Origin of the sequence: Ralstonia sp. 22111 (genome assembly GCF_052045895.1) — a bacterium.
In the GTDB taxonomy this organism is placed as follows: domain Bacteria; phylum Pseudomonadota; class Gammaproteobacteria; order Burkholderiales; family Burkholderiaceae; genus Ralstonia; species Ralstonia wenshanensis.
The window spans coordinates 95,940-116,601 of sequence record NZ_JBQEPR010000010.1 but is presented as its reverse complement, the minus strand read 5'-3'; the positions used below and the strand labels follow the sequence as shown (position 1 = coordinate 116,601).

The following is a 20,662-nucleotide window of genomic DNA, read 5'->3' as shown; positions in this document are numbered from 1 at the left end:
ATTCAGCCCGGTTCAGGTCGGGGCATGAAGACATTAATATGTGACCCGTTTGGCTGCGCGATGCCCGTTTGAGCGAGCCTGCACAGTCACTCAAAACACGTCGAATAGGAACCTGCGAACATGAATTGGACCGCGACCCGACCGATCCGCGTGGTCGTGCTCGATGACCATGCGGTCGTCCGCCATGGTCTGGCTGCGCGCCTGAAGCAGGAGGCCGATATCGAGGTCTGCGGCATGTTTGCGTCAGGGCGCGAAATCGTGCGGGCACTCAAGGACAGCACCTTCGAGGTGGATGTCCTGCTGATGGACTATTCGCTGGGGCCCACTGAGATCGACGGGCTGAACCTGATCCGCCTGATTCGCGTGCGCTATCCGGAGTTGAAGATTTTGGTGGCCTCGGCGCATCACAACAAGGCGACGGTTGGCATGGTTATGCATGCCGGCGCGCGCGGGTTTGTCGGCAAGGAAGAGGATCTGTCGGAACTGGTGCGTGCCATTCGCACCGTGGCCACGGGCGGCAAGCGCCTGAACGCCGCGCTGGCTGCCGAGATGGAGAGCGACGCCCTGTCTGCCGATGCGCCCCCGCCCACCGCGAATGGCAGCAAGTTCTCTGCACTGCTCGACCGCTCCGAGCTCAGCCCGCGCGAACGCGAAGTGCTGCGCTGCTGCCTCGATGGCATGTCGGTCACGGACATTGCCGAGAAATTCGCGCGCAGCATCAAGACCATCAGCTCGCAGAAGCAATCTGCCTATCGCAAGCTGGGCATCCGAACCGATACCGAGCTGTTCAAGATCAAGCACGAGCTTGAGGGGCAGTGAGCGCTGAGCGGCGCCCAAGCCATGCCCTGCACGCCGGCAACGCCGTCGGCTCAGATGACCGAACCGCGAACGCCTGAATTGGTCAGGCGTTGTGCAGCACGCGCAGCAGCAGGTTCTCCAACTGCTTGACCTCGGCCTGCGAGAACCCGCGCAGCAGGTGGTTCAGCACGTCGATGATCAGCGGCCGGATTTCCGGATACAGCGCGCGCCCCTGCTCGGTGAGCGAGACCACGACCGAGCGGCGATCCGCATCACTGGGCGCGCGCTTGACGATGTTCTTCTTCTCCAGCCGATCGATCAGTCGCGTCATCGCGCCCGGATCGTAGTGCAGCGCCCGCGAGAGTTCGGCCGGGGTGGTGGCGAGGTCTTCAGCCAGGTAGATGACGACCGTCCACTGCGCGGCCGTCAGGTCCAGCGATGCCAGGGCACTGTCGATGTGTGTCACCAACGCGTGTCGGACCCGATGCACGAGCCGACCGATGTTGGTATCGCGGTCCATGGTGTCAAGCTGGTAGGCGCCTTCACTGGTGCTGGTGTCGGCGGCCTCAGGTGTCTGTACGTCGATGCTCATGGTGGTGCTCCCCGTTCTGCCGGTGATCCGGCTTGTAAGGCGCGCCGCATTCCCGTAACGCTGGCGTGCTTCATTGCACACTAATCGTCGCTTGCCCAGGCCGTCAAGCCGGGATCGATACCAACGCAGATCGTCAAATCTCGTTGGATATCGCTGCAAAACGATTGCGGCTGCCAAGGGGTGGGATGGTTCGTATCATGGTTGAAACGTGGCAGCCGACGCATGTGGCGCGGCGTGCTCGTCCTCCTCCATATTCCTTTTTTGAACGCCATGGACCTCCACCTTCAGAACAAGCTCGCGCTCGTGACCGGCTCCACCAAGGGCATTGGTCATGCCATTGCTGTAGCACTGGCCGCCGAAGGCGCCCGCGTGATTGTCAACGGCCGTACTCAAGCGTCTGTAGACGACGCAATTGCGCGCCTGCGCACTGAGGCGCCCGACGCCCAGGTCGAGGGCTTTGCCGGTGACCTGTCCAACGCGGAGCAGGCCGATGCGTTGGTCGCCCGCTTTCCCAAGGTCGACATCCTTATCAACAACCTCGGCATCTTCGACCCCAAACCGTTTGAGGAAATCGACGACGCCGAGTGGCAGCACTTCTTCAACGTGAACGTGTTGAGCGGCGCGCGTCTGTCCCGCGCGTACCTGCCCGGCATGCGTGCCCAGAACTGGGGCCGCATCGTGTTCATCAGCAGCGAGAGCGGCGTGCAGATTCCGGTGGAGATGATCCACTACGGCGTCACGAAGACCGCGCTGCTGGGCCTCTCGCGCGGGTTGGCCGAATTGACGGCCGGCACGGCCATCACCGTGAATGCCGTGCTGCCGGGCCCGACGCGTTCCGAAGGCGTGGATGAGTTTGTCGAGAAGCTCTCCGGCGGCCAGAGCTTCGAAGCGTTCGAGAAGACCTTCTTCGAGACCGCCCGGCCGACCTCGCTCATCAAGCGGTTTGCCAGCACGAAGGAGGTGGCCAACCTGGTTGCCTATGTGGCGAGCCCGCTGTCGTCGGCCACCACGGGCGCTGCGCTGCGCGTGGACGGCGGCGTGGTGAAGTCGGCGTTCTAGAACGTCAGCCCTGACGAATGCGCCATTCCGGCGTGCGGCCCCGGCTTTTACGCTGGCCGTGCCGCTGGTGCATGCCGGCGGGACAAGCCGGCAGCGCGTCTGTTCGCCCGTATCGTTGAGAACGCAGACCAGCCAGACCGAGCGTGTCCTTGCCCGTGCGTTGGCGGCATTCCTTCCACATTTTCGGAGTGATTGCCATGTCCCACTGCAAGGTCTACGGAACCAAACCTGACAACGGCCCCGGTCAACTGGCGGCCCAGGCTGCGCGCGATCGCGTCAACCAGGCGCACGCCACCTGGGCCGTCACGCTGGCCTACGACAGCGGCACGACAACGGCTGTCTACACTTCCGCAGTCGCCAGCGTCGACGATCTGGAAAAAGCGTTCGAAGCGGAATTTCCGCAGTACACGGTGGTCGGTTACTGAGCCGCCTGCCCCGCCACGTGCCCCGGCATCGTGGCGGGCACGCCCCCGGCAACAAACATTGCAATCGGACGGCAGCCCGTCACAATGAAAGTCGGATTGATTTTCGAGGATCGGGATGCAGGGCAAGCGAGCTGTGGGCAGCATGGGTTTGTGGTGGCGGACGGCATGGCTGGGTGCCGTTACGTTGGCGTTCGGTGTTGCGGCCGCTCGCGCACAGCAGCCGGCAACGCCTGCGCCTGCAGATCCGCAGATCGCCTTCTACTACGGCCGCGATGTGCCCGCCGCTGAACTGCAAGCCTTTGACTGGGTCGTGTTGGACCCGGCAACGGCCGGCAGTTTCGATCCGAAGCAGCCATCGTCCACGCTCTGGTTCGCTCGCGTCGACCTGACACAGCAGACCGATGCGATGCGCTCGAGCGCCTGGCCTGCCAATGTGATTGACCAGGTCTTTGCGCCGTTGCTCGCGCAAGGCTACCAAGGCTTCCTGCTCGACGGACTGGACACACTCCAACGCAGCGCCCCCGATGCCGCCAATGCCATTGCGGCATTGATGCCGGCGTTGCATGCGCGCGCACCGAACGCCAAGCTGCTGGCTGGTGGTACGGCCTGGCTCGAGACGCTGGCGCCGCAGTTGTCAGGCGTCGTGACGGGGGGGCTGGTGCGTGAGCGCGCAGGGGGCGAAGGTCTGCGTGATGTGGACGATGCCGAGCGCAACGCGCGCATTGCCACGCTGCGCAACATCGGTGCGCAGTATCACCTGCCCGCGGTCGCGCTCGATTACTGCGTCAACTACAACCGCACGTGTCTGCGTGAGACCGCCGATGTGGCGCGCGCTGCGGGCGTCACCAGCTACGCCACCACACCGGGCGCGGACTTCATCGGCATTGGCCGGCTGGAAGTGATGCCGCGCCGTGTCCTGTTGGTCGAAGCTCAGGAGCCCGGCACCAGCCGCAACACCGCGCCGTCGGTGCTCTATCTGGCCATGCCTATCAACTATCTGGGCTATCGCACCGAATTTGCCGACGCCAACAAGCCGTTGCCGGCCGTCACGCCCGACCGCTATGCCGGCGTCGTCACCTGGTTCGACGGCAACGCATCGCGACCGGGCGCGTGGGCGTCGTGGCTCAGGCGCACGATGGGCGCCGGCGTGCGTGTGGCGATGTTCAACCAGTTCGGGCTGAACATGGATGCGCCTACGGCGCAGATGCTGAATCTGAAAATAATGCCCGGCACGCCGGCGGGCCCGCTTGCCATCGTCTCGCATGATCCGATGATGGGCTTCGAGCTGCAGCCCCATCCCGATCGGCGCATGGCCGTGGGCGTGCAGGTGGACCCTCGTGTGACGGGGGCGCAATCGCTGCTTCGGCTCTCCGCCGGCAGCTACACCTACGATGCGGCGGCCATCATGCCGTGGGGTGGCTATGTGCTGCAGCCCTTCGGTGTGTTTCGCATGCCCGATGTCGACCAGGCGCGCTGGGTCATCCAGCCGCTGGACTTTCTGCGCCGCGCGCTGCAGCTGCCCGCCATGCCCGTGCCCGACACCACCACGGAGAACGGCCGCCGCCTGATGACCGTGCATATCGATGGCGACGGATTCGCCTCCCGCACCGAGTTCCCGCCCGGCGAGTTCTCCGGCCAGGCCTTGCTGCGCGACATTCTGGATCGCTACAAGGTGCCGACTACCGTGTCGATCATCGAGGGTGAAGTGGCGGCCGACGGTGTGTACCCGAAGCTCACGCCGCAGCTTGAGCCGATCGCGCGCAGCATCTTTGCGCAGCCCTATGTGGAACTGGCCAGCCACACGTTCTCGCACCCGTTCAACTGGCTGCGTACCACCAACCCGCCCGACCCGACTTCTGCCGAAACGCCTGAAGGCACCGACACCGCTTTCTCGTTGAGGATTCCCAATTACCGCTTCAGTTTCGACCGCGAGATCGCGGGCTCCATCCACTACATCAACACCAAGCTGGCCCCACCGGGCAAGCGTGTGAAGGTGCTGCTGTGGAGCGGCAACGGCCAGGTGCCTCCGATTGCCGTGCAGAAGACCGTCGAGGCCGGCGTGCTGAACATGAACGGCGGCGACACCTACATCACCCGCTCCAACCCGAGCTGGACGGCCGTGGCGCCGCTTGGCGTGGACAAAGGCGATGGCCTCTTCCAGGTATTTGCGCCCGACCAGAACGAGAACATCTACACCAACCTCTGGCACGGCCCGTATTACGGCTTTTCGCGCGCCATCGAAACGTTCGAGCTGACCGAAAAACCGTATCGCTTCAAGCCGATCGGCATTTACTACCACATGTATTCCGGCACCAAGCTGGCATCGCTCACCGCCCTGCGGCAGGTATATGACTGGGCGGTCGCGCAGCCGGTCATGCCGATCTACGCGTCGGACTACATCCGCAAGGTGCTCGACTTCCGCACCATGGCCGTTGCGCGTGACGGCGATGCCTGGGTCGTGCGCGGCAACGGCGATCTGCGGACCGTGCGCTGGGCCGGGCCCGGCTTACCGCGCCTTGCCGATGCACGCGATGTGGCCGGCTACGCTGCAGGCCCGGGCGGCACCTACATCCACCTCACAAGCGGCTCGGCGCGCTTCACCCTGAACAACGCCGCGCCAGCGCAGCCCTACGTGCGCGATGCCAGCGGCCGCCTGTCGAACTGGCAGCGTGGTGTGGATGGCCGTTCGCTGTCGGTCGATGTGACCGGCTATACGCGGCCCTTCATCCGCTTTGCCAATGCAGCCCGTTGCCGGGCGACCGTGGACGGCCGCGAAGTGAGCGGCTCACATGGCGCTGAGTGGCGCATCGACCTGGGTACGGGCAACGCCGCCAAGCCCGCGCCCCAACACGTCGAGCTGACCTGCGAAAAATGACGTCCGAAACACGGGCGAATGTCTTGTTTGCCAGACATAGCGGGAGGAAAAACGTTTGCGCTCAAGCTTTTCCTGGTCGATCCGTTGTTAACCCGACTGACGACCCCCAGGAAAAAAAGCATGAGAGCGTCTGCGCCCCTTTCTGAAGTTTCACAACCCCCGACCAGTCTCGGTACCCGGCTGGGCGCGATTGGCCTCATCGCCCTGGTGGCGGTGTTCGGCATGTTTGCCCTGGCGAACTCGCAATCGAGCCTGCGCATGCTGGAGGCCAATACCCAATCGGCCATGCACAACCAGGAAGCCGCCATGCGCGACATGATCGGCCTATTCGACGGCACCATGCGCACCGAGGCCGACCGCTTCCTGACCGCCTTTGCCGACGCCGCGCCCGGCCCCTACAGCGTGGACCCGGCGCAGATCGTGCAAGTGGCGGGCAAGCCGACGCCCACCTTCAAGAGCGGCGACACGGTGCTGAACCTCAACTTCACCGTGCCGGACAAGTTCTTCGCGCGCACCGGCGGCACCATCGCCACTGTGTTCGCCCGCACCGGCGACGACTTCGTGCGCGTGACCACCTCGCTCAAGAAGGAAAACGGCGAACGGGCGATCGGCACGCTGCTCGACCGCGCGCACCCGAGCTACAAAGCGTTGATGGCCGGCGAGTCCTTCCGCGGCCTGGCCTGGTTGTTTGGCGTGCCTTACATGAGCAAGTACGAACCCGTGCGCGATGCGTCGGGCAAGTTGATTGGCGCGCTGTATGTGGGTGTGGACGTGCGCTCGGAGCTGGCCCTGCTCAAGGACAAGATCCGCTCGCACGGCATCGGCAAGACGGGCGGCTATTTCGTGGTTGACGGCAAGCCCGGCGCCGATCAGGGCAAGGTGCTGATCGACCATACGCAAGCCCGCGAAGGCAAGAACCTGCTCGACGCCAAGGACGCCGCAGGCCAAGCCTGGGTGCGCGAGATGATCGCGCGCAAGGACGGTACGCTGCGTCATACGCTGGCCGACACGGAAGGCGGCACCGCCCGGGAGCGCCTGACCGTTTTCACGCAATACCCGGATTGGCAACTGGTGATTGCGGGCACGGCCTATGTGGATGAACTCAACGCGGACCTGGTGGCCGCCCGCAATCGCTTCCTGCTGCTGGGCCTGGCACTCGGTGCGCTGCTGGCCGGCGGGCTGTACTGGATGCTGCGCCGTACTGTGAGCACGCCGCTGGCCGAGGTGGTGAACGTCGCCCAGCGTGTGGCTGCGGGTGATCTCACGCACCGGCTGCCCACCACCCGCCGCGATGAGATCGGCCAGGTCATGCGCGCCGTCAACGGTGTCGGCGACGGCCTTTCAGGCATCGTCGACAAGGTGCGCGCCAGCGCCTCCACCATCGCATCGAGCACCGGCCAGATCGCGGCCGGCAATGCGGATCTTTCCGCCCGCACCGAAGCGCAGGCCGGCAATCTCGAGCGCACCGCATCGAGCATCGAACAACTGGCCGCCACCGTGCGCCAGAACGCCGAAAGCGCCCACCACGCGCATGACATGGTGCAGTCCGCCAGCGAGGCGGCCAACGCTGGTGGGCAGACCGTCGAGCGACTGGTCGGCACCATGTCTGGCATCCACGCCACGGCGCAGAAGATTGCCGACATCACGGGCATCATCGACGGCATCGCTTTCCAGACGAACATCCTGGCGCTGAACGCTGCCGTGGAAGCTGCCCGCGCAGGTGAACAGGGCCGGGGCTTTGCGGTCGTGGCCGGCGAGGTGCGCAGCCTCGCCCAGCGCAGTGCAGCTGCCGCCAAGGAGATCAAGGAATTGATCAGTCGCTCGGTTGAAGAAGTGCAGGCAGGCAACGAGGCCGCACGCGGCGCCGGGGACGCCATGCAGGACATCGTGACGCGCGTGGAGCGCATCGCCGGTCTGATGGGCGAGATCAGCCACGCCTCGCGAGAGCAGTCGCAAGGCATCGAAGAGGTCAACCATGCGGTCACGTCGATGGACGAGGTGACGCAGCAGAACGCTGCGCTGGTCGAAGAAGCGGCCGCCGCCGCCGAAAGCCTGCGCCAACAAGCCCAGGAACTGCGCGGCGCGGTGGACGTGTTCCGGCTCGCCTGAGCCGCGGGGCTGTGCGCCCGGTTGTCGAGATAGAAAAACCCGGGTTTAGGCCCGGGTTTTTGTTGGCGCCTCCTTCGTGCGCGGCGATCTAGTGCAGGATCACCCGCCGCACCACGGCGACCAGGGGCGGCCGAATCGAGCGCTCGAAACCCGGACGCAGGCGCAGTGGCTTGAGCAGCATCTTCGCAGCCATGTCGAGCGGCAGATAAGAGCGCACCAGGGCGCTCACGCGCGAGTTCAGGGCGCGGACATCGGCTTCGGGCACATCTTCCTGGCTGCGCTCGATGCGCAGCACATTGCGCAGGGCGATCATCGAATCTTCATTCTTGATTTCACGCAGGCGCGACGCGAGCGCCTTGAGCACGCGCGCGCGGCCCACGCCCTCGCTCGCGTTGCATTCGTTGAAGAAACGCAGGAAGTGTTTGTAATGTCGGACTTCATCGGCCGAGATGCGGCTGGCGAGGTCGCGCAGCACCGGTTCATCGGCTTCAGCCGCGGCTTGGGCGATGGCCCGATAGAAAGTGGCGGTGCCCATTTCGACGACGCAGCGCGCGACCATTTCCAACGCCTGCGTGGGCTCGAACTGGTCGACCGAACAGGTGACTGAGTATTCATCGAAGAAGCGGGCGTAGCCGCGCTCCCAGTCGAACTCGGGCCAGACGGTTTCAACGTAGCGGCGCAATGCACGGCCGTGCTGAAGCTCTTCGCGTTCCCAATGGTGGATCAGCCAGTGCGCAGTTTCGGGGCGATCGGCGTAGTACTGAGCGAGGTTGCCGGCATAGAGGTCGGAGCCGCTTTCCACAAACGACGCACTGGCAACGAGGTAGAACAGCGTGCCGTTTTCGCGTACGCGTGCGACGTCGATGCTGTCGTAAGCGATCTCCTGGACCGACCACGGCATGCGCTCGCTCTCAGATGTTTCCAGATGAACCTGTGACAAGGCGCTTCCTCCGTCGGCAATCTCGCAAAAAGCGGACCGCCTCTGCTATGAGAATGAAACATCACGTTCCATGTTTCAAGACAGATGTGCGCTTCCAAAGGTTCCTAAAAGCAATCTCCTGCGTTCAAAGTGGTGAATGCGTCATGACGATTGCGTCACCCCTGTACGCGACGCAGCGGTGGGTACGGTGCGTTTTCGCGCGTTCCGCAAGCCGTAGGCGAAGGCCGCGAGCGCGACGAGGGCGGCTCCAACCATCGCCCATTCCACTGCAGCATAGCCGCCGCTAGCCCGCCAGAGCAGTGCGCCCAGCCATGGGGCGCTGGCCTGTGCCAGCAGCACGGGCGTCATCATCAGGCCGTTGAGCGTGGCGTACTGGTTGGGCGAAACCAGTTCCGGCATTGCAATCGCGCGGACCATCGTGTTGATGCCGTTGGCTGCGCCATAGACAAGCGCAAACACGATCAGCAGCGGCCCGCTGGACAGCGCCAGCAAGCCAAGCGCGCCAGCCATGGCGCCGTACGTCCACGGTGCAATGCGTACCGGGTGCGCCGGGCGTGAACGCATCATGGCCAGCCGCCCGAGCACTTGGGCGGGGCCGATGAGCGCGGCGATCAGCAACTGGCGACTGGTCGGCACGCCTTTCTCCGTCAGCAGCGGAATCAGGTGCGCGCCGAGCACGGTGGCGATCAGGCTGGTGGCCACGAAGGCCAGCACCACCGCCCAGAACACCGGCAAGCGCAACACCATGCGCCATGCCGAGGCATGCACCGGTGCCGTCGGGTCGAGCGCTTCGGCTGGCGCGTGCACGGGCGGCCGCACGCGCAGGCGCGCATGGATCGGCAGGCAGATCAGCACATGCGCCAGCGCAAAAAGCTGGAGCGTATGCCGCCAGCCGAGGTGTTCCACGCCCCATTGCGCGAGCGGAATGCACAGCGTGCTGGAGAACCCTGCGATCAGCGTGAGGCCGATGATCGGGCGCTGATACGCATCCCCAAACGCCTGACGAAGCACGACGAAGGCCGGGTCGTAGAGCGTAGTGGCCATCGCCAGGCCCATCGGCAGCCAGAGCAGCAGGAAGGCCGTCTCATTCGAGACGCCGGACCACGCCAGCAGGCCGCCCGCCGCGAGCACGGTGCCCGCACCCATCACGCGGCGCGCAGGCCAGCGGTCCAGCGCGCGCCCAACCCAGAACGAGCACAGCGCCCAGACCAGCAACCCGAGCGAAAACCCGCCCGCCAGAAACGGCCGGGCCCAGCCGAGCGTCTCGTGCATCGGCCCCAGAAACACGGTGAAGGTGAAGTACAGCGTGCCCCAGGAGACCATTTGTGCCAGGCCCAGCAGCAACACAAGGCGCCGGCCTTCGGGCGAGCCTGGCGAGAACATGGGGTTCATGAAGATGGGAGCGGTGGGGGGCAGATCGGCGCAGCAAAAAACCATTCTATCGGCGGAGATTGCGGCGCGCGTGCCCCATGCGCAGGGCACGCTCAGGAAGCGTGCCCGTCCATCAGCCGCCGCAAAGCTGCCGTGTCGACGATCTCGACCGTGCGGTAATGGCAGCGGATCCAGCCTGCGCGCTGCCAGGCCTGCAGGTACTTGGAAATCGTCTGCCGCGAGCGTGCCAGCATGCGGCCCAGCTCTTCATTGCTGGCGGCCACGGTGCGGCCATCGCCGGCGCGCGCAAGCTGCAGCAGTCGTTGGGCGAGGCGCGCATCGGCGGGCATTTCGCTGGCGTGTTCGAACTCGTCGAAGATCAGGCGGATGCGCTGGCAGAGCTGCTGCATCAGCGCCCACATGCCGGCCGGGTAGGCCGACACCACGCGCGCAAACGCCGCGCTGCCCAGCAGGACGAGCGTGGTCGGCCCCTGCGCATGGGCGCTGTGCGTGCGGCCGCCGCCGTCGATGAGCGCGATCTCGCCAAACCATTCGCCCGCGCGCAGCACGCCGTAGACGAGTTCGCTGCCGCCGTCGGTCGTCCGGCTGATGCGCACGCGGCCACGCACGATCAGGAACATGCCCTGCGCCGGGCCACCGTGCGGGTGGATGCACTCGCCGTCGGGGTAGGTGACCAGGCGTGCGGTGGGCGCGATCTCGGCCAGCAGGTCGGCGGGGGCGTCGCGCAGCCAGCCCTGCGCGAGCTGCGAGGGCGTAGGAGCCGGGGCGGTATGGGAGGCGTCTGCGGGCATGGCGGCAGGATGCGGCGAGAGCGGTCCGATCATTGTCAAGCGCTTGACAGTCTGCATGCAAGCGCCGGGCAGAGAATGGTTCGCCAGCCGCGCAGCCAGCCATTCAATACGACGCGGCACCGACGCGACCATTCCGGCGACGAAGGAGACACCCCCAAATGACCCATCCCCAACACACCGCCCCGCGCGCGGCGTTCTCTCACATGGAGCACGGTACGCGCGAGGACTGGGCCGCCATCTCGGCCGAATTCATGCCCTTTGCCCGCGCATTGCCCGATCGCGTGCTCGCGCACCTGAAGCTGCTCGACGGCGATTGCGGCGGCTTCCCGATCGATCGTCTCGCGCATTCCCTGCAAACCGCCACGCTCGCCCACCGCGACGGACGCGACGAGGAATACGTGGTCTGTGCGCTGCTGCACGACATTGGCGATACGCTCGGCAGCTTCAACCACCCGGACATCGCCGCGGCCATCCTCAAGCCGTTCGTGAGCCCCGAAAACCTGTGGATGGTCGAGAAGCACGGCATCTTCCAGGGCTATTACTTCTTCCACCATCTGGGGCTCGACCGCAACCTGCGCGAGCAATACCGCAACCAGCCCGAGCTGTTTGAGCGCACCGCCGAGTTCTGCGCCAAGTACGACGCCGCCGCCTTCATGCCCGATTACGACAACCTGCCGCTGTCGTTCTTCGAGCCGATGGTGCGGCGCGTGCTGGCCAAGCCTCGCAACTCCATCTACGTGAAGGAAGGGGAGAGCAAACTATCGCAGCCGAAGGCCGCGGCAGCGTGATGTGCCGGCCTAGGCCTTCACCACATTGACGGGCGCGCCTGCCGCCCACGCTGCCACGTTGGCGAGCGTGGTGTCGGCAATGCCCGCCAGCGCCTCGCGTGTGAAGAACGCCTGATGCGCGGTCACGATGACGTTGGGGAAGCTCAGCAGCCGCGCCAGCACGTCATCCTGCAGCACGTCGGCGGAGCGGTCTTCGAAGAACAGATCGGCCTCTTCTTCGTACACGTCCAGCCCGAGGTGGCCGAGCTGGCCGGTCTTGAGGGCGTCGATCAGCGCGGGGCTGTCGACCAGGCCGCCGCGGCTTGTGTTGATGAGCATGGCGCCCGGCTTCATGCTCGCCAGCGCGCTTGCGTCGATCAGGTGATGCGTATCGGCGTTGAGCGGACAGTGCAGGCTGACGATATCGGCCTGCGCCAGCAATTCAGGCAGCGGCACGTAACGCACGCCCAGCGCCGCAAGCGACGCCTGCGGAAACGGATCGAATGCCAGCAACTGGCAGCCGAAGCCCGCCATGACGCGCGCGAACACCTGCCCGATCTGCCCCGTGCCGACCACGCCGACGGTCTTGCCCGCCAGGTCGAAGCCCAGCAATCCATCCAATGAGAAATCGCCTTCGCGCGTGCGGTTGCAGGCACGGTGCAGCCGCCGGTTCAGCGTCAGGATCATGCCGACCGCATGTTCGGCCACCGCGTGCGGCGAATACGCCGGCACGCGTACCACCGTCAGCCCCAGGCGCTGTGCGGCGGGCAGGTCGACATGGTTGAAGCCTGCCGAGCGCAGCGCGATCAGCCGCGTGCCGCCCGCTGCCAGCGCTTCGAGCACTTCCGCATCGAGGCAATCATTCACGAACGGGCACACCGCTTCAAAGCCCGCTGCGAGGGGCGCCGTTTGCGCTTCAAGGTGCGCGCGCTGGAAAACGAGGTCGAAGCTATGACCGCCGCGCGCGAGTGAGGCGCGGAAGCTGTCTTCGTCGTAACGGTGGCTGCTGAAAAAGAGGATGCGCATGGCGGTGGGGCAGGCGGACGTGATGCCTGCAGCTTACTCGCACCGCCGGGTGGCGGGGCTCAGAGCGTCAGGACGATGCGGCCATCCACCTTGCCGGCCTTTAGATCGGCGAACACCTGGTTGATGTTGTCGAGCTTGTCGCGGTGAATGTGGGCGCGTACCAACCCCTCGGCGGCAAACTCCAGGGACTCTTGCAGATCACGCCGCGTGCCGACAATCGAACCGCGCACTGTGATGCCGTTGAGCACCGTGGAGAAGATCGGCAGCGGAAAATCGCCCGGCGGCAGCCCATTGAGCGAGATCGTCCCGCCGCGCCGCACCATGCCCAGCGCTTGCGCAAAGGCGCTGCGCGACACGGCCGTCACCAGCACGCCGTGCACACCGCCGATCTCTTTCTGGATCACGGCCGCCGGGTCCTGTTGTGAGGCATCGACGACGAGCTTGGCCCCCAGCTCGCGCGCCAGCGCCAGCTTGTCGGGCGCCACGTCGACGGCCACCACGTGCAGGCCCATGGCGATTGCGTATTGCACCGCCACGTGCCCCAACCCGCCAATGCCGGAAATGGCGATCCACTGGCCGGGCCGCGTATCTGTCATGCGGATGCCTTTGTAGACGGTCACCCCCGCGCAGAGGATGGGTGCGATCTCTTCGAAGCCGACCTGCGCGGGCAGGTGGCCGACGTAGTTCGGGTCAGCCAGTACGTATTCGGCATAGCCGCCGTTGACGGAGTAGCCGGTGTTCTGCTGCTCGTGGCAGAGGGTTTCCCAGCCGCTCAGGCAGTGCTCGCAGTGGCCGCAGGCGGTGTAGAGCCAGGGCACGCCCACGCGGTCGCCTTCCTTGACGGCGGTCACGCCTTCGCCCACGGCTGCTACATAACCGACCCCTTCGTGCCCGGGGATGAAGGGCAGGCTTGGCTTGACGGGCCAGTCGCCATCGGCGGCGTGCAGGTCCGTATGGCAGACGCCCGAGGCCGCGATCTTGACAAGAATCTGCCCGCGCCCAGGTGTGGGAACCGGCACTTCCTCAATGCGCAAGGGTTCGCCAAACGCATGGACTACCGCGGCTTTCATCGACTGGGCCATGAGACATCTCCTGGTTGGGGGGGGAGATACCAGTCTGGTCGACGCCTGGCGGGGGCGGATTGATGTGAGTCAACCGCCGAGGAGGGCGTGCGGGATGGGCAACACTGTTAACATGCCGGCATCTTCAGTGTTTTCCTGCGAGCTGCTGCCTTGCCTGTCACTCCCACCTTTCTCTGGCACGACTACGAAACGTTCGGCGCCGTGCCGCGCCGTGATCGCCCCGCGCAGTTTGCCGGCATCCGCACCGATGCCGAACTGAACGAGATCGGCGAGCCGGTCGAACTGTTCTGCCAGCCGTCCAACGACTGGCTGCCCGATCCGGTGTCATGCCTCATCACCGGCATCACGCCGCAGCAGTGCGCCCGGCAAGGCGTTCCGGAATACCGTTTCGCGCAGGCGATCGAGCGCGAACTCGGCACGCCCGGCACCATCGGCGTGGGCTACAACACCATCCGTTTTGATGACGAGGTGACGCGCCACCTGTTCTGGCGCAACCTGATCGACCCGTACGCACGCGAGTGGCAGAACGAATGCGGGCGCTGGGATCTGCTGGACGTGGTGCGCACCACGTGGGCGCTGCGCCCGGAAGGCATCCAATGGCCCACGCATGAAGACGGCAGGCCGAGCTTCAAGCTGGAGCATCTGTCCAAGGCCAACGGTCTGGTGCACGAAGCGGCGCACGATGCGGTGTCTGACGTGCGCGCGACGATCGCGCTGGCGCGTCTGATTCGCAACGCGCAGCCGCGCCTGTTCGATTTCTGTTTGGCGCTGCGCAAGAAAGACCGCGTAGTGGCCGAGATTGGCGATGCGCCGCGGCCGCTGCTGCACATCTCCGGCATGTACGGCGTCGAGCGCGGCTGCATGGCCGTGGTGTGGCCGCTGGGTGGTCATCCGACCAACAAGAACGAACTGATCGTGTGGGATCTGGCGTTCGACCCGTCCGAGCTGTTCCACATGGATGTGGCGACGATCCGCGAGCGCATGTTCACGCGCACAGCTGATCTGGCAGAAGGCACCACGCGGCTGCCGATCAAGTCGATCCACATCAACAAGTCGCCCATCGTTATCAGCAACATGAAGACGCTGCAGCCCGCGCAGGCAGAACGCTGGGGCATCGACTTCGCCACGATCGAACGCCATGCCGCCATCGCCCAGGGCGCGCCCGACATGCGCGACACGTGGCGTCAGGTGTATGCCCGCGAACTGGAGCCGATTGAAGACGTCGACCAGAACCTGTACGGCGGATTTGTCGGCAACGACGATCGCCGCCTGCTCAATGAGCTGCGCACGCTCAGCGGCGAACAGCTTGCGCGCCTGCATGCCGAGTTTGCCGATGCGCGTCTGCCCGAGCTGCTGTTCCGTTACCGCGCACGCAACTTCCCCGATACCTTGAACGAGGAGGAGTACGAGCACTGGGAGCATCTGCGCGCCGAGCGCTTGTTCGAAGGCCGCGATGGCTATCTGACCTTCGAGACCTTCGGCGAGCGGCTTCAACAGCTGGGCGCGGAAGCGGCGGAGAGCGGTGACGCGCGTGCGCAGACCATCCTGCAGGATCTGTACGACTACGCGCAGCAGATCGTGCCGGGGTAAAGATAAATTGGCGCGAAAGCGCCAATTGGCCATGGCTCGCGGCAAATCAGCACCATCCTGCTCATTCGCCGCGCGAAAGCTCTTACTCGAGTTTTAGGAATTTCCCCATATCAGTCCGGATCACGCCGGACTATTCTCGCGGACTGCCCCACAAGCTGCGCGCAGTTGCTTCGTGCGCGCCAATCCGTTGCGAGACTCCGCGTCTTCCAGCCCGTGTACTCCCGGGCCTTGGAACAAGCCACGTCTCCCACTTCACTCCCGTCAATGATGAATTCGGGTGCCGGCACATCGATTTTTGCCCGGTCGTGTTGCATCGAGTGTCAGAACGAAGCATGAAAGCGGACAACACGCTTGCTGCGATTTGATGAGAAAGGAGAAACATGTACTTCGCTGTTGACCCGCCAGACGTTGCGGATGTGACTTCCCAACTGATGACGCTGATCGATGCCAATCCCAATGCAAATTGGATTGCCGTGGTCGATAGCGCTTTTGATCATGGTGGCAGCGCGCTCGCTTGCCACGGCACGCATATTGTTTTGTATTCCAGCGAAGAGCTGGATGCCTTGAGCGAGGTCTCACCGCTGTTGATCCCGTTGATTACGGAGGAAAAGAGGGGGCTGGAAGAGCAACTACTTAGCCTTGCGCAACACTGCGCGGGCCGACCGATGTTGAGCGTAGCGGCGTCTGCCAAGCATGCTGAAGAGATCAAGCTCAATTGGCAGAAGTGCGCACGTGTCGTGACCGACGATGGCCAGAAAATGTTGCTGCGCTTTGCTGATACGCGGGTGCTGCCGGTCTTGCCAGAGACACTGCGTCAAGAATCCTGGGTTGCGCTAACGCATGAACTGAGTGGATGGTGGTACATCGATCGAGCCGGTGAGCTGATGTCAGCTCCACTTGCTGCCACTGGTGCTGCCCCAGCCTTTCCGATTGTGATTGGACGTCGCGGGCTCAGTCAAATACTGGAGCGCAATGAGCCAGACGCCTTGATCGATCGCATATTCGCGCAGACACCAGAGATATTGCCTAAATCGAACAAGGCAGTGTTTTTTGAGCGAATGCGAAATGTATGTGATTTCGCGCGTCAACGGGAGGTTGAGGCGTTTCCGGACGTTGTTGCTTTGGGGACCTTCGATATTACTTGCCGCCATCAAGGCTTGGAGAACCCGAGGCTGCTCAAACTTGTGGCAGACCGGAGGTGGTCACGTGGCGAGATGGCGGCGGCGCTGACCAAATTACTCGATTGATCTCCAATATTTGATTTCCCGAGACGAGTGATCAATTCAATAGGCGAAGCAAGAACCGATGAGCCAACATCATAGTAATCAACCACCGCACGCATTTGCAGCCCTCTTCAGGGCCGCGTCCCGGGCAGATTTCATGGCGCTCTTGAGCATGGTAGTGGGCTTGATCAGCTTCGGCATGGCGTCGCCGGTATTGGCGCAATCCGCCGCTACCAATGCGGTGGAGGCATTCAAGGCGGATTTGAATGCAAGAGACGCACTTGGGTTGCCGCGCGCTGGCGGCAAGGATGGAGAGCCGTTAACTCACGAGATGCTGGATCGCCGGCAGGCCGCTATTCAGCAGGTGAGGGCTGCGCCTGGAAAATACACGCCACGCACGCTGTTGGCACTGTCTGATAGCTTGACGGATGAGCGGGAGCGCGCCTTCTGGGAGTTAGCGGCAATTGTGCGAGCTACAGTGGATCTTCCGAGTTGCGGCTTTCAACCAAGTCAGGTCGGGGTAGCAGAGTGGCTGGGGCTATCAGAAGTTCGGAACCCTTCAAGCCCAGAGTCGGTTTGGCGGGCGCTGATGCCGTCAGTTGTCGACTGGGATCGAAAAACCCCGCGCGAATACGATCCATATTGGCGCTACTTCTCTATCGACGATCTGGACCGCGGTAAGCCTCTTCCAATGTCGACGTTTGAGTATCGATCAACGAAAAACTGGACAGCCGCCGCCGAGTGTCTGAGAAAGACTCTCCTTGAGTACGCCGCAACCGGAGCTTGGCCGAAATGGCAACCCGTAACGACAATTGCGTACAACTGGGACCCCAGTTTTACAAGCGTCAATATTTCGCTTATTGAAGAGCACAATAACAATGAGAAAGGGGTGATTGCCGCGATTCTTGGAAAAAGGGAGGTGATGGGGCGAGATTTTTTCATGCCGCCTTACTGGAAACCAGATGAAGGTTTAATGCTCGATTGGGCGGGGTTTCGGGACAAAAAAATAATTATTGGACAGGCGAGGCCAGTGCCAATTGCCTCAGATGCCAACAGTGATCTGAAGCCAAAAGATCGCCCCTTTCCTCTGATGCTGCATTTCTGCCCTGGAGGTGGGATCAAAGCCACGGTTGCGCACACTCCAGAGGCGGAGATTGTTTCGCCGTGCGACTCATGATCCGTGAACTGGCCACATAAGCCCTCGCCCCGTTTTCATACGACGGCATGCATGTGCAGACATCTCGGAAATTATGTAACGCACGGCCACGCTGCCCTCCACGGTCAAGACATAACTATGAAAGAAGCCATGCTTTCTATCCCGACCCGCTTGCGCCACTACATTGGGCTGCTTGTTCTGGTTGGATGTGCTATCCAAAGCCCCGCCGGTGCAATGGACATTGCGGGCATTAACTATACCGACATCTACGTTTCCCTCTTTACGGTGAATGGCTATCCCGGGCCAAATGTGATGCCCCACGGAGGGGGAGGGAAATTTGTCTGCTGCATCTCTGTGCCCGAGGTGTGGAAGCCGGGTATGACTGTCACGGTGAAATGGACCGACAAGCGCAACGCTAATCCAATTCCATGGAAAACCAGGGTGGTTGAGGTGCCGCAGTACAGCCCGGATGAACGCGGCGTCTTTGTTGTGCACTTTTTCCCAAACGATGAGGTCAAGGTTTTGGTAACCCGTATTACGGTCGGTCACCAGAACTACCCGTTTCCCGATCCCACGGAGTACCACCAGAAATGACAACCCTGTCTCCTGATCCATTCTCCACCAATGGTCTGCGAGAGCTGTCGCCTCGTGAAATCATGCAGCGCACAGCTGCACTGGCTTGCACGCTTCCCCAAGACAATGCCCCTGCCTGTACGGGGCAAGTGAACGTCGGCATCTTCTTTGATGGCACCGGTAATAACCGTCTAGCGGACTACATCGGCATACCGGCCGAGGAACAGGTCAAAGCCATGATGTCAGGGCAGTCCCCTCGGGCTCCCGAAGTGTTTCCAGACAGCGAGAAGAAGCACAGCAATGTGGTACGTCTTTTCCATGCCTACAAGGACGTGCCAAAAGATGGATTCTTCGCCTTCTACATCCCCGGCGTTGGCACACCGTTCGCCGAGATTGGCGACGAAGGTGGTACGTGGGGGAGTGCTTTAGGGGTGGGCGGTGAGGCGCGCATTCTTTGGGCTTTTACACGTCTTCTGAATGCAACCTACAACTACGTTCTGAAGGACTTGCTTCTAACGGATAGCGAATCAAAAAAATTCACGGAAGACAAATCATCCATCAAGAAATGGCAAGACAAGTTGCAGGCGGCGCTGCGAGGCAAGAAACCAGAAATCACGCAGATCAACCTCTCCGTGTTTGGCTTCTCGCGCGGTGCAGCTGAGGCCCGAGCCTTCACCAACTGGCTGTTCGATGCGTGTACGCAGGAAGATGGAGCGTGGTTGTTTGCAGGCATTCCCCTGCGAGTATTTTTCCTGGGCATCTTCGACACGGTTGCCGCAGTCGGCCCTGGCAATACCACTGGCAACGATATGGCCAAGGGCCACTGGAGCTGGGGAGAGTACATGGAAATCCACCCCGCAATCGAGCAGTGTGTGCACTTCATCGCTGGTCATGAAGTGCGAGGGAGCTTTTCGTTAGACAGCGTGCGTATTCGTGGCAGCTACCCGCCCAACGCCAAGGAGGTGATGTACCCCGGCTCGCACTCCGATGTGGGCGGTGGGTACAAGCCGGGGGTCCTTGGCGTGTCGCCAACGCAAGGCGACATCATGGCCACCGTGGCGGGAGCCAACATGTATTTGGAAGCACGTCTTGCGGGCGTGCCGTTGCTGGCTTGGGATGAGTTGCCCGAAGACGACAGAACTGACCTCACGCCATCACAGAAGGTTGTAGACGACATGAACGCCTACTTGCGGGCTGCCAAGGTCGGCAACGGCCGCGCGGAAGACATGCACCAGCAACACATGTCGCTGTACCACAGCTACCGCTTCAAATATCGCCTGAGCTACAAGCAACGCCTCTGGTATGTGCGGGCATCCAAAGAAGACAGGCCGGGTCTTGATATGACCTCCCGGAGCATGATGGAGCGCATGGGCTCGTTATATGGCCACACATTTCCCCAAAATCCCAACTACGATCCCAAGTTTGCGTTGATGAATCATGAGGCAGCCATCAAGTCTGCCGGCATGGAGGCGAGCTACCAACAAAATATTCCTTACCAGCAGCTTCGCAAAGTCATGGTGGCCATCGACGCGAGCAAGCTTTCTGAACCCATAGAGCGATTCTTTGATGAATACGTTCACGATTCGGTGGCGGGCTTCTATAACGCCGGCATGAATGAGTACGGCCTTAACGAGATGGCCATCATGCGGTTTCGCAGCATCTTTGATAAGAACTGATCGTCGAGGTGGTCTTACTCTGCCCGCATCGTCTCCAGTCGCCGCCAAGCTGCCTTGACGTCTTGCACCAGATCCATGCGCATCCATAGATATGTCGCATGCGTAACGGCATCTAAATGCTGAGAACGCTGGTCGCCCAAGTCTTCAATCGCGCTGAACAGCGTATCGAGCTTGGCAATGCTGGCATCGAGTTCATCCCGTGCAGCGTCGATGCACGGTTGCAGACTGGGAGAAATAGGGAATTGGGCGCCGGTCGTCGGCTTGTGTCTCCCTTGCGGGTAGTGAGAAACCACGGCAACGGGTGGGCGGGCATACGACGAGTTGGAAGACCGGCTCAAGAAACTAAAAACCGGCAGGGCCGAAGCCCTCACGCCGAGGCCCGCCCGTCGGGGCGAACGACGACGGCCGCAAGGACTTGAGCATCCTTGCGGAGTTTCTTGAAACCACGAGCTTCCAAACTCGGCCGCGACCGATTGACGCGAGCCCGGGCAATGTAGCGAGAGGCCCATCCACTACGCAAGGTAACGATTCTGCATTTCGACGGGCACAAAGAAAAACGGAGGCCGAAGCCTCCGTTTTTTTCATGGC

At 62.9% G+C, this 20,662-nt stretch carries 19 protein-coding genes; 11 read left to right on the top strand and 8 right to left on the bottom strand.

Going from position 1 to position 20,662, the window contains the following annotated elements; genetic code table 11:
* The first annotated feature begins 120 nt into the window (after positions 1–120).
* On the top strand, positions 121–819 hold the full coding sequence (locus ACTJK4_RS21615; protein ID WP_440818896.1) for a response regulator: 699 nt from the start codon (positions 121–123) through the stop codon (positions 817–819).
* An 82-nt stretch (positions 820–901) separates the two neighbouring features.
* Here the strand turns inward: ACTJK4_RS21615 and ACTJK4_RS21610 are convergent, their stop codons facing one another.
* On the bottom strand, positions 902–1,390 hold the full coding sequence (locus ACTJK4_RS21610) for a MarR family winged helix-turn-helix transcriptional regulator (RefSeq protein WP_045206711.1): 489 nt from the start codon (positions 1,388–1,390) through the stop codon (positions 902–904).
* A gap of 270 nt (positions 1,391–1,660) precedes the next feature.
* On the opposite strand from ACTJK4_RS21610, the gene ACTJK4_RS21605 reads away from it, so the two are divergent.
* Complete coding sequence (locus ACTJK4_RS21605) at positions 1,661–2,449, top strand: SDR family NAD(P)-dependent oxidoreductase (RefSeq protein ID WP_343619382.1); 789 nt, start codon at positions 1,661–1,663, stop codon at positions 2,447–2,449.
* Between the two features lie 4 nt (positions 2,450–2,453).
* On the opposite strand, the gene ACTJK4_RS21600 is transcribed toward ACTJK4_RS21605, so the two are convergent.
* Complete coding sequence (locus tag ACTJK4_RS21600; RefSeq protein WP_440818895.1) at positions 2,454–2,648, bottom strand: hypothetical protein; 195 nt, start codon at positions 2,646–2,648, stop codon at positions 2,454–2,456.
* Between ACTJK4_RS21600 and ACTJK4_RS21595 the strand changes: the two genes are divergently transcribed.
* The 3 genes from ACTJK4_RS21595 (at position 2,647) to ACTJK4_RS21585 (ending at position 7,858) form a co-directional block, all read left to right on the top strand.
* On the top strand, positions 2,647–2,874 hold the full coding sequence (locus tag ACTJK4_RS21595; protein WP_343619381.1) for a hypothetical protein: 228 nt from the start codon (positions 2,647–2,649) through the stop codon (positions 2,872–2,874). The two genes, ACTJK4_RS21600 and ACTJK4_RS21595, sit on opposite strands and share 2 nt — an antisense overlap.
* Before the next feature lie 115 nt (positions 2,875–2,989).
* On the top strand, positions 2,990–5,749 hold the full coding sequence (locus ACTJK4_RS21590) for a hypothetical protein (RefSeq protein ID WP_440818894.1): 2,760 nt from the start codon (positions 2,990–2,992) through the stop codon (positions 5,747–5,749).
* 120 nt (positions 5,750–5,869) lie between these two features.
* Complete coding sequence (locus ACTJK4_RS21585; protein WP_440818893.1) at positions 5,870–7,858, top strand: methyl-accepting chemotaxis protein; 1,989 nt, start codon at positions 5,870–5,872, stop codon at positions 7,856–7,858.
* Positions 7,859–7,946: 88 nt separating this feature from the next.
* Here the strand turns inward: ACTJK4_RS21585 and ACTJK4_RS21580 are convergent, their stop codons facing one another.
* The 3 genes from ACTJK4_RS21580 to ACTJK4_RS21570 form a co-directional block, all read right to left on the bottom strand.
* On the bottom strand, positions 7,947–8,759 hold the full coding sequence (locus ACTJK4_RS21580) for a ferritin-like domain-containing protein (protein WP_260803890.1): 813 nt from the start codon (positions 8,757–8,759) through the stop codon (positions 7,947–7,949).
* Positions 8,760–8,939: 180 nt separating this feature from the next.
* Positions 8,940–10,190: an MFS transporter gene (locus ACTJK4_RS21575; RefSeq protein ID WP_440818892.1), complete on the bottom strand. Its 1,251-nt coding sequence runs from the start codon at positions 10,188–10,190 to the stop codon at positions 8,940–8,942.
* 92 nt (positions 10,191–10,282) lie between these two features.
* Positions 10,283–11,038 carry a Crp/Fnr family transcriptional regulator gene (locus ACTJK4_RS21570; protein WP_440818891.1) on the bottom strand — a complete coding sequence of 252 codons (756 nt, stop codon included), beginning with the start codon at positions 11,036–11,038 and terminating at the stop codon, positions 10,283–10,285.
* Between the two features lie 101 nt (positions 11,039–11,139).
* Here ACTJK4_RS21570 and ACTJK4_RS21565 point away from each other — a divergent pair, with 101 nt between their 5' ends.
* Positions 11,140–11,769, top strand: a complete 630-nt coding sequence (locus ACTJK4_RS21565; RefSeq protein ID WP_440818890.1) for an HD domain-containing protein — start codon at positions 11,140–11,142, stop codon at positions 11,767–11,769.
* Positions 11,770–11,778: 9 nt separating this feature from the next.
* Here ACTJK4_RS21565 and ACTJK4_RS21560 read toward each other — a convergent pair whose 3' ends face one another.
* Entirely contained in the window at positions 11,779–12,774 is a 996-nt protein-coding gene (locus ACTJK4_RS21560; protein ID WP_440818889.1) for a 2-hydroxyacid dehydrogenase, read from the bottom strand.
* 59 nt (positions 12,775–12,833) lie between these two features.
* The gene (adhP, locus tag ACTJK4_RS21555) at positions 12,834–13,856 is read right to left on the bottom strand and encodes an alcohol dehydrogenase AdhP (RefSeq protein WP_440076356.1); all 1,023 of its coding nucleotides are present in this window, start codon (positions 13,854–13,856) and stop codon (positions 12,834–12,836) included.
* 150 nt (positions 13,857–14,006) lie between these two features.
* Here adhP and sbcB point away from each other — a divergent pair, with 150 nt between their 5' ends.
* From sbcB to ACTJK4_RS21530, 5 genes are all read left to right on the top strand, one after another.
* On the top strand, positions 14,007–15,446 hold the full coding sequence (gene sbcB, locus ACTJK4_RS21550) for an exodeoxyribonuclease I (RefSeq protein WP_440818888.1): 1,440 nt from the start codon (positions 14,007–14,009) through the stop codon (positions 15,444–15,446).
* Between the two features lie 380 nt (positions 15,447–15,826).
* Positions 15,827–16,693, top strand: a complete 867-nt coding sequence (locus ACTJK4_RS21545; protein ID WP_440818887.1) for a DUF4123 domain-containing protein — start codon at positions 15,827–15,829, stop codon at positions 16,691–16,693.
* Positions 16,694–16,751: 58 nt separating this feature from the next.
* Positions 16,752–17,846 carry a hypothetical protein gene (locus ACTJK4_RS21540; RefSeq protein ID WP_440818886.1) on the top strand — a complete coding sequence of 365 codons (1,095 nt, stop codon included), beginning with the start codon at positions 16,752–16,754 and terminating at the stop codon, positions 17,844–17,846.
* A gap of 117 nt (positions 17,847–17,963) precedes the next feature.
* On the top strand, positions 17,964–18,419 hold the full coding sequence (locus ACTJK4_RS21535) for a DUF3304 domain-containing protein (RefSeq protein ID WP_440818885.1): 456 nt from the start codon (positions 17,964–17,966) through the stop codon (positions 18,417–18,419).
* The gene (locus tag ACTJK4_RS21530; protein WP_440818884.1) at positions 18,416–20,074 is read left to right on the top strand and encodes a T6SS phospholipase effector Tle1-like catalytic domain-containing protein; all 1,659 of its coding nucleotides are present in this window, start codon (positions 18,416–18,418) and stop codon (positions 20,072–20,074) included. Before ACTJK4_RS21535 ends, ACTJK4_RS21530 begins: the two co-directional genes overlap by 4 nt.
* A 14-nt stretch (positions 20,075–20,088) precedes the next feature.
* Here the strand turns inward: ACTJK4_RS21530 and ACTJK4_RS21525 are convergent, their stop codons facing one another.
* A complete protein-coding gene (locus ACTJK4_RS21525) occupies positions 20,089–20,367 on the bottom strand; it encodes a hypothetical protein (RefSeq protein WP_440818883.1) in 279 nt (92 codons plus the stop codon).
* Positions 20,368–20,662: the final 295 nt, after the last annotated feature.

Coding starts and splice junctions, on each gene's coding strand:
- ACTJK4_RS21615 (WP_440818896.1), top strand. CDS start 121: ATGAATTGGACCGCGACCCGACCGATCCGCGTGGTCGTGCTCGATGAC.
- ACTJK4_RS21610 (WP_045206711.1), bottom strand. CDS start 1,390: ATGAGCATCGACGTACAGACACCTGAGGCCGCCGACACCAGCACCAGT.
- ACTJK4_RS21605 (WP_343619382.1), top strand. CDS start 1,661: ATGGACCTCCACCTTCAGAACAAGCTCGCGCTCGTGACCGGCTCCACC.
- ACTJK4_RS21595 (WP_343619381.1), top strand. CDS start 2,647: ATGTCCCACTGCAAGGTCTACGGAACCAAACCTGACAACGGCCCCGGT.
- ACTJK4_RS21600 (WP_440818895.1), bottom strand. CDS start 2,648: ATGGCAATCACTCCGAAAATGTGGAAGGAATGCCGCCAACGCACGGGC.
- ACTJK4_RS21590 (WP_440818894.1), top strand. CDS start 2,990: ATGCAGGGCAAGCGAGCTGTGGGCAGCATGGGTTTGTGGTGGCGGACG.
- ACTJK4_RS21585 (WP_440818893.1), top strand. CDS start 5,870: ATGAGAGCGTCTGCGCCCCTTTCTGAAGTTTCACAACCCCCGACCAGT.
- ACTJK4_RS21580 (WP_260803890.1), bottom strand. CDS start 8,759: ATGCCGTGGTCGGTCCAGGAGATCGCTTACGACAGCATCGACGTCGCA.
- ACTJK4_RS21575 (WP_440818892.1), bottom strand. CDS start 10,190: ATGAACCCCATGTTCTCGCCAGGCTCGCCCGAAGGCCGGCGCCTTGTG.
- ACTJK4_RS21570 (WP_440818891.1), bottom strand. CDS start 11,038: ATGCAGACTGTCAAGCGCTTGACAATGATCGGACCGCTCTCGCCGCAT.
- ACTJK4_RS21565 (WP_440818890.1), top strand. CDS start 11,140: ATGACCCATCCCCAACACACCGCCCCGCGCGCGGCGTTCTCTCACATG.
- ACTJK4_RS21560 (WP_440818889.1), bottom strand. CDS start 12,774: ATGCGCATCCTCTTTTTCAGCAGCCACCGTTACGACGAAGACAGCTTC.
- adhP (WP_440076356.1), bottom strand. CDS start 13,856: ATGGCCCAGTCGATGAAAGCCGCGGTAGTCCATGCGTTTGGCGAACCC.
- ACTJK4_RS21545 (WP_440818887.1), top strand. CDS start 15,827: ATGTACTTCGCTGTTGACCCGCCAGACGTTGCGGATGTGACTTCCCAA.
- ACTJK4_RS21540 (WP_440818886.1), top strand. CDS start 16,752: ATGAGCCAACATCATAGTAATCAACCACCGCACGCATTTGCAGCCCTC.
- ACTJK4_RS21535 (WP_440818885.1), top strand. CDS start 17,964: ATGAAAGAAGCCATGCTTTCTATCCCGACCCGCTTGCGCCACTACATT.
- ACTJK4_RS21530 (WP_440818884.1), top strand. CDS start 18,416: ATGACAACCCTGTCTCCTGATCCATTCTCCACCAATGGTCTGCGAGAG.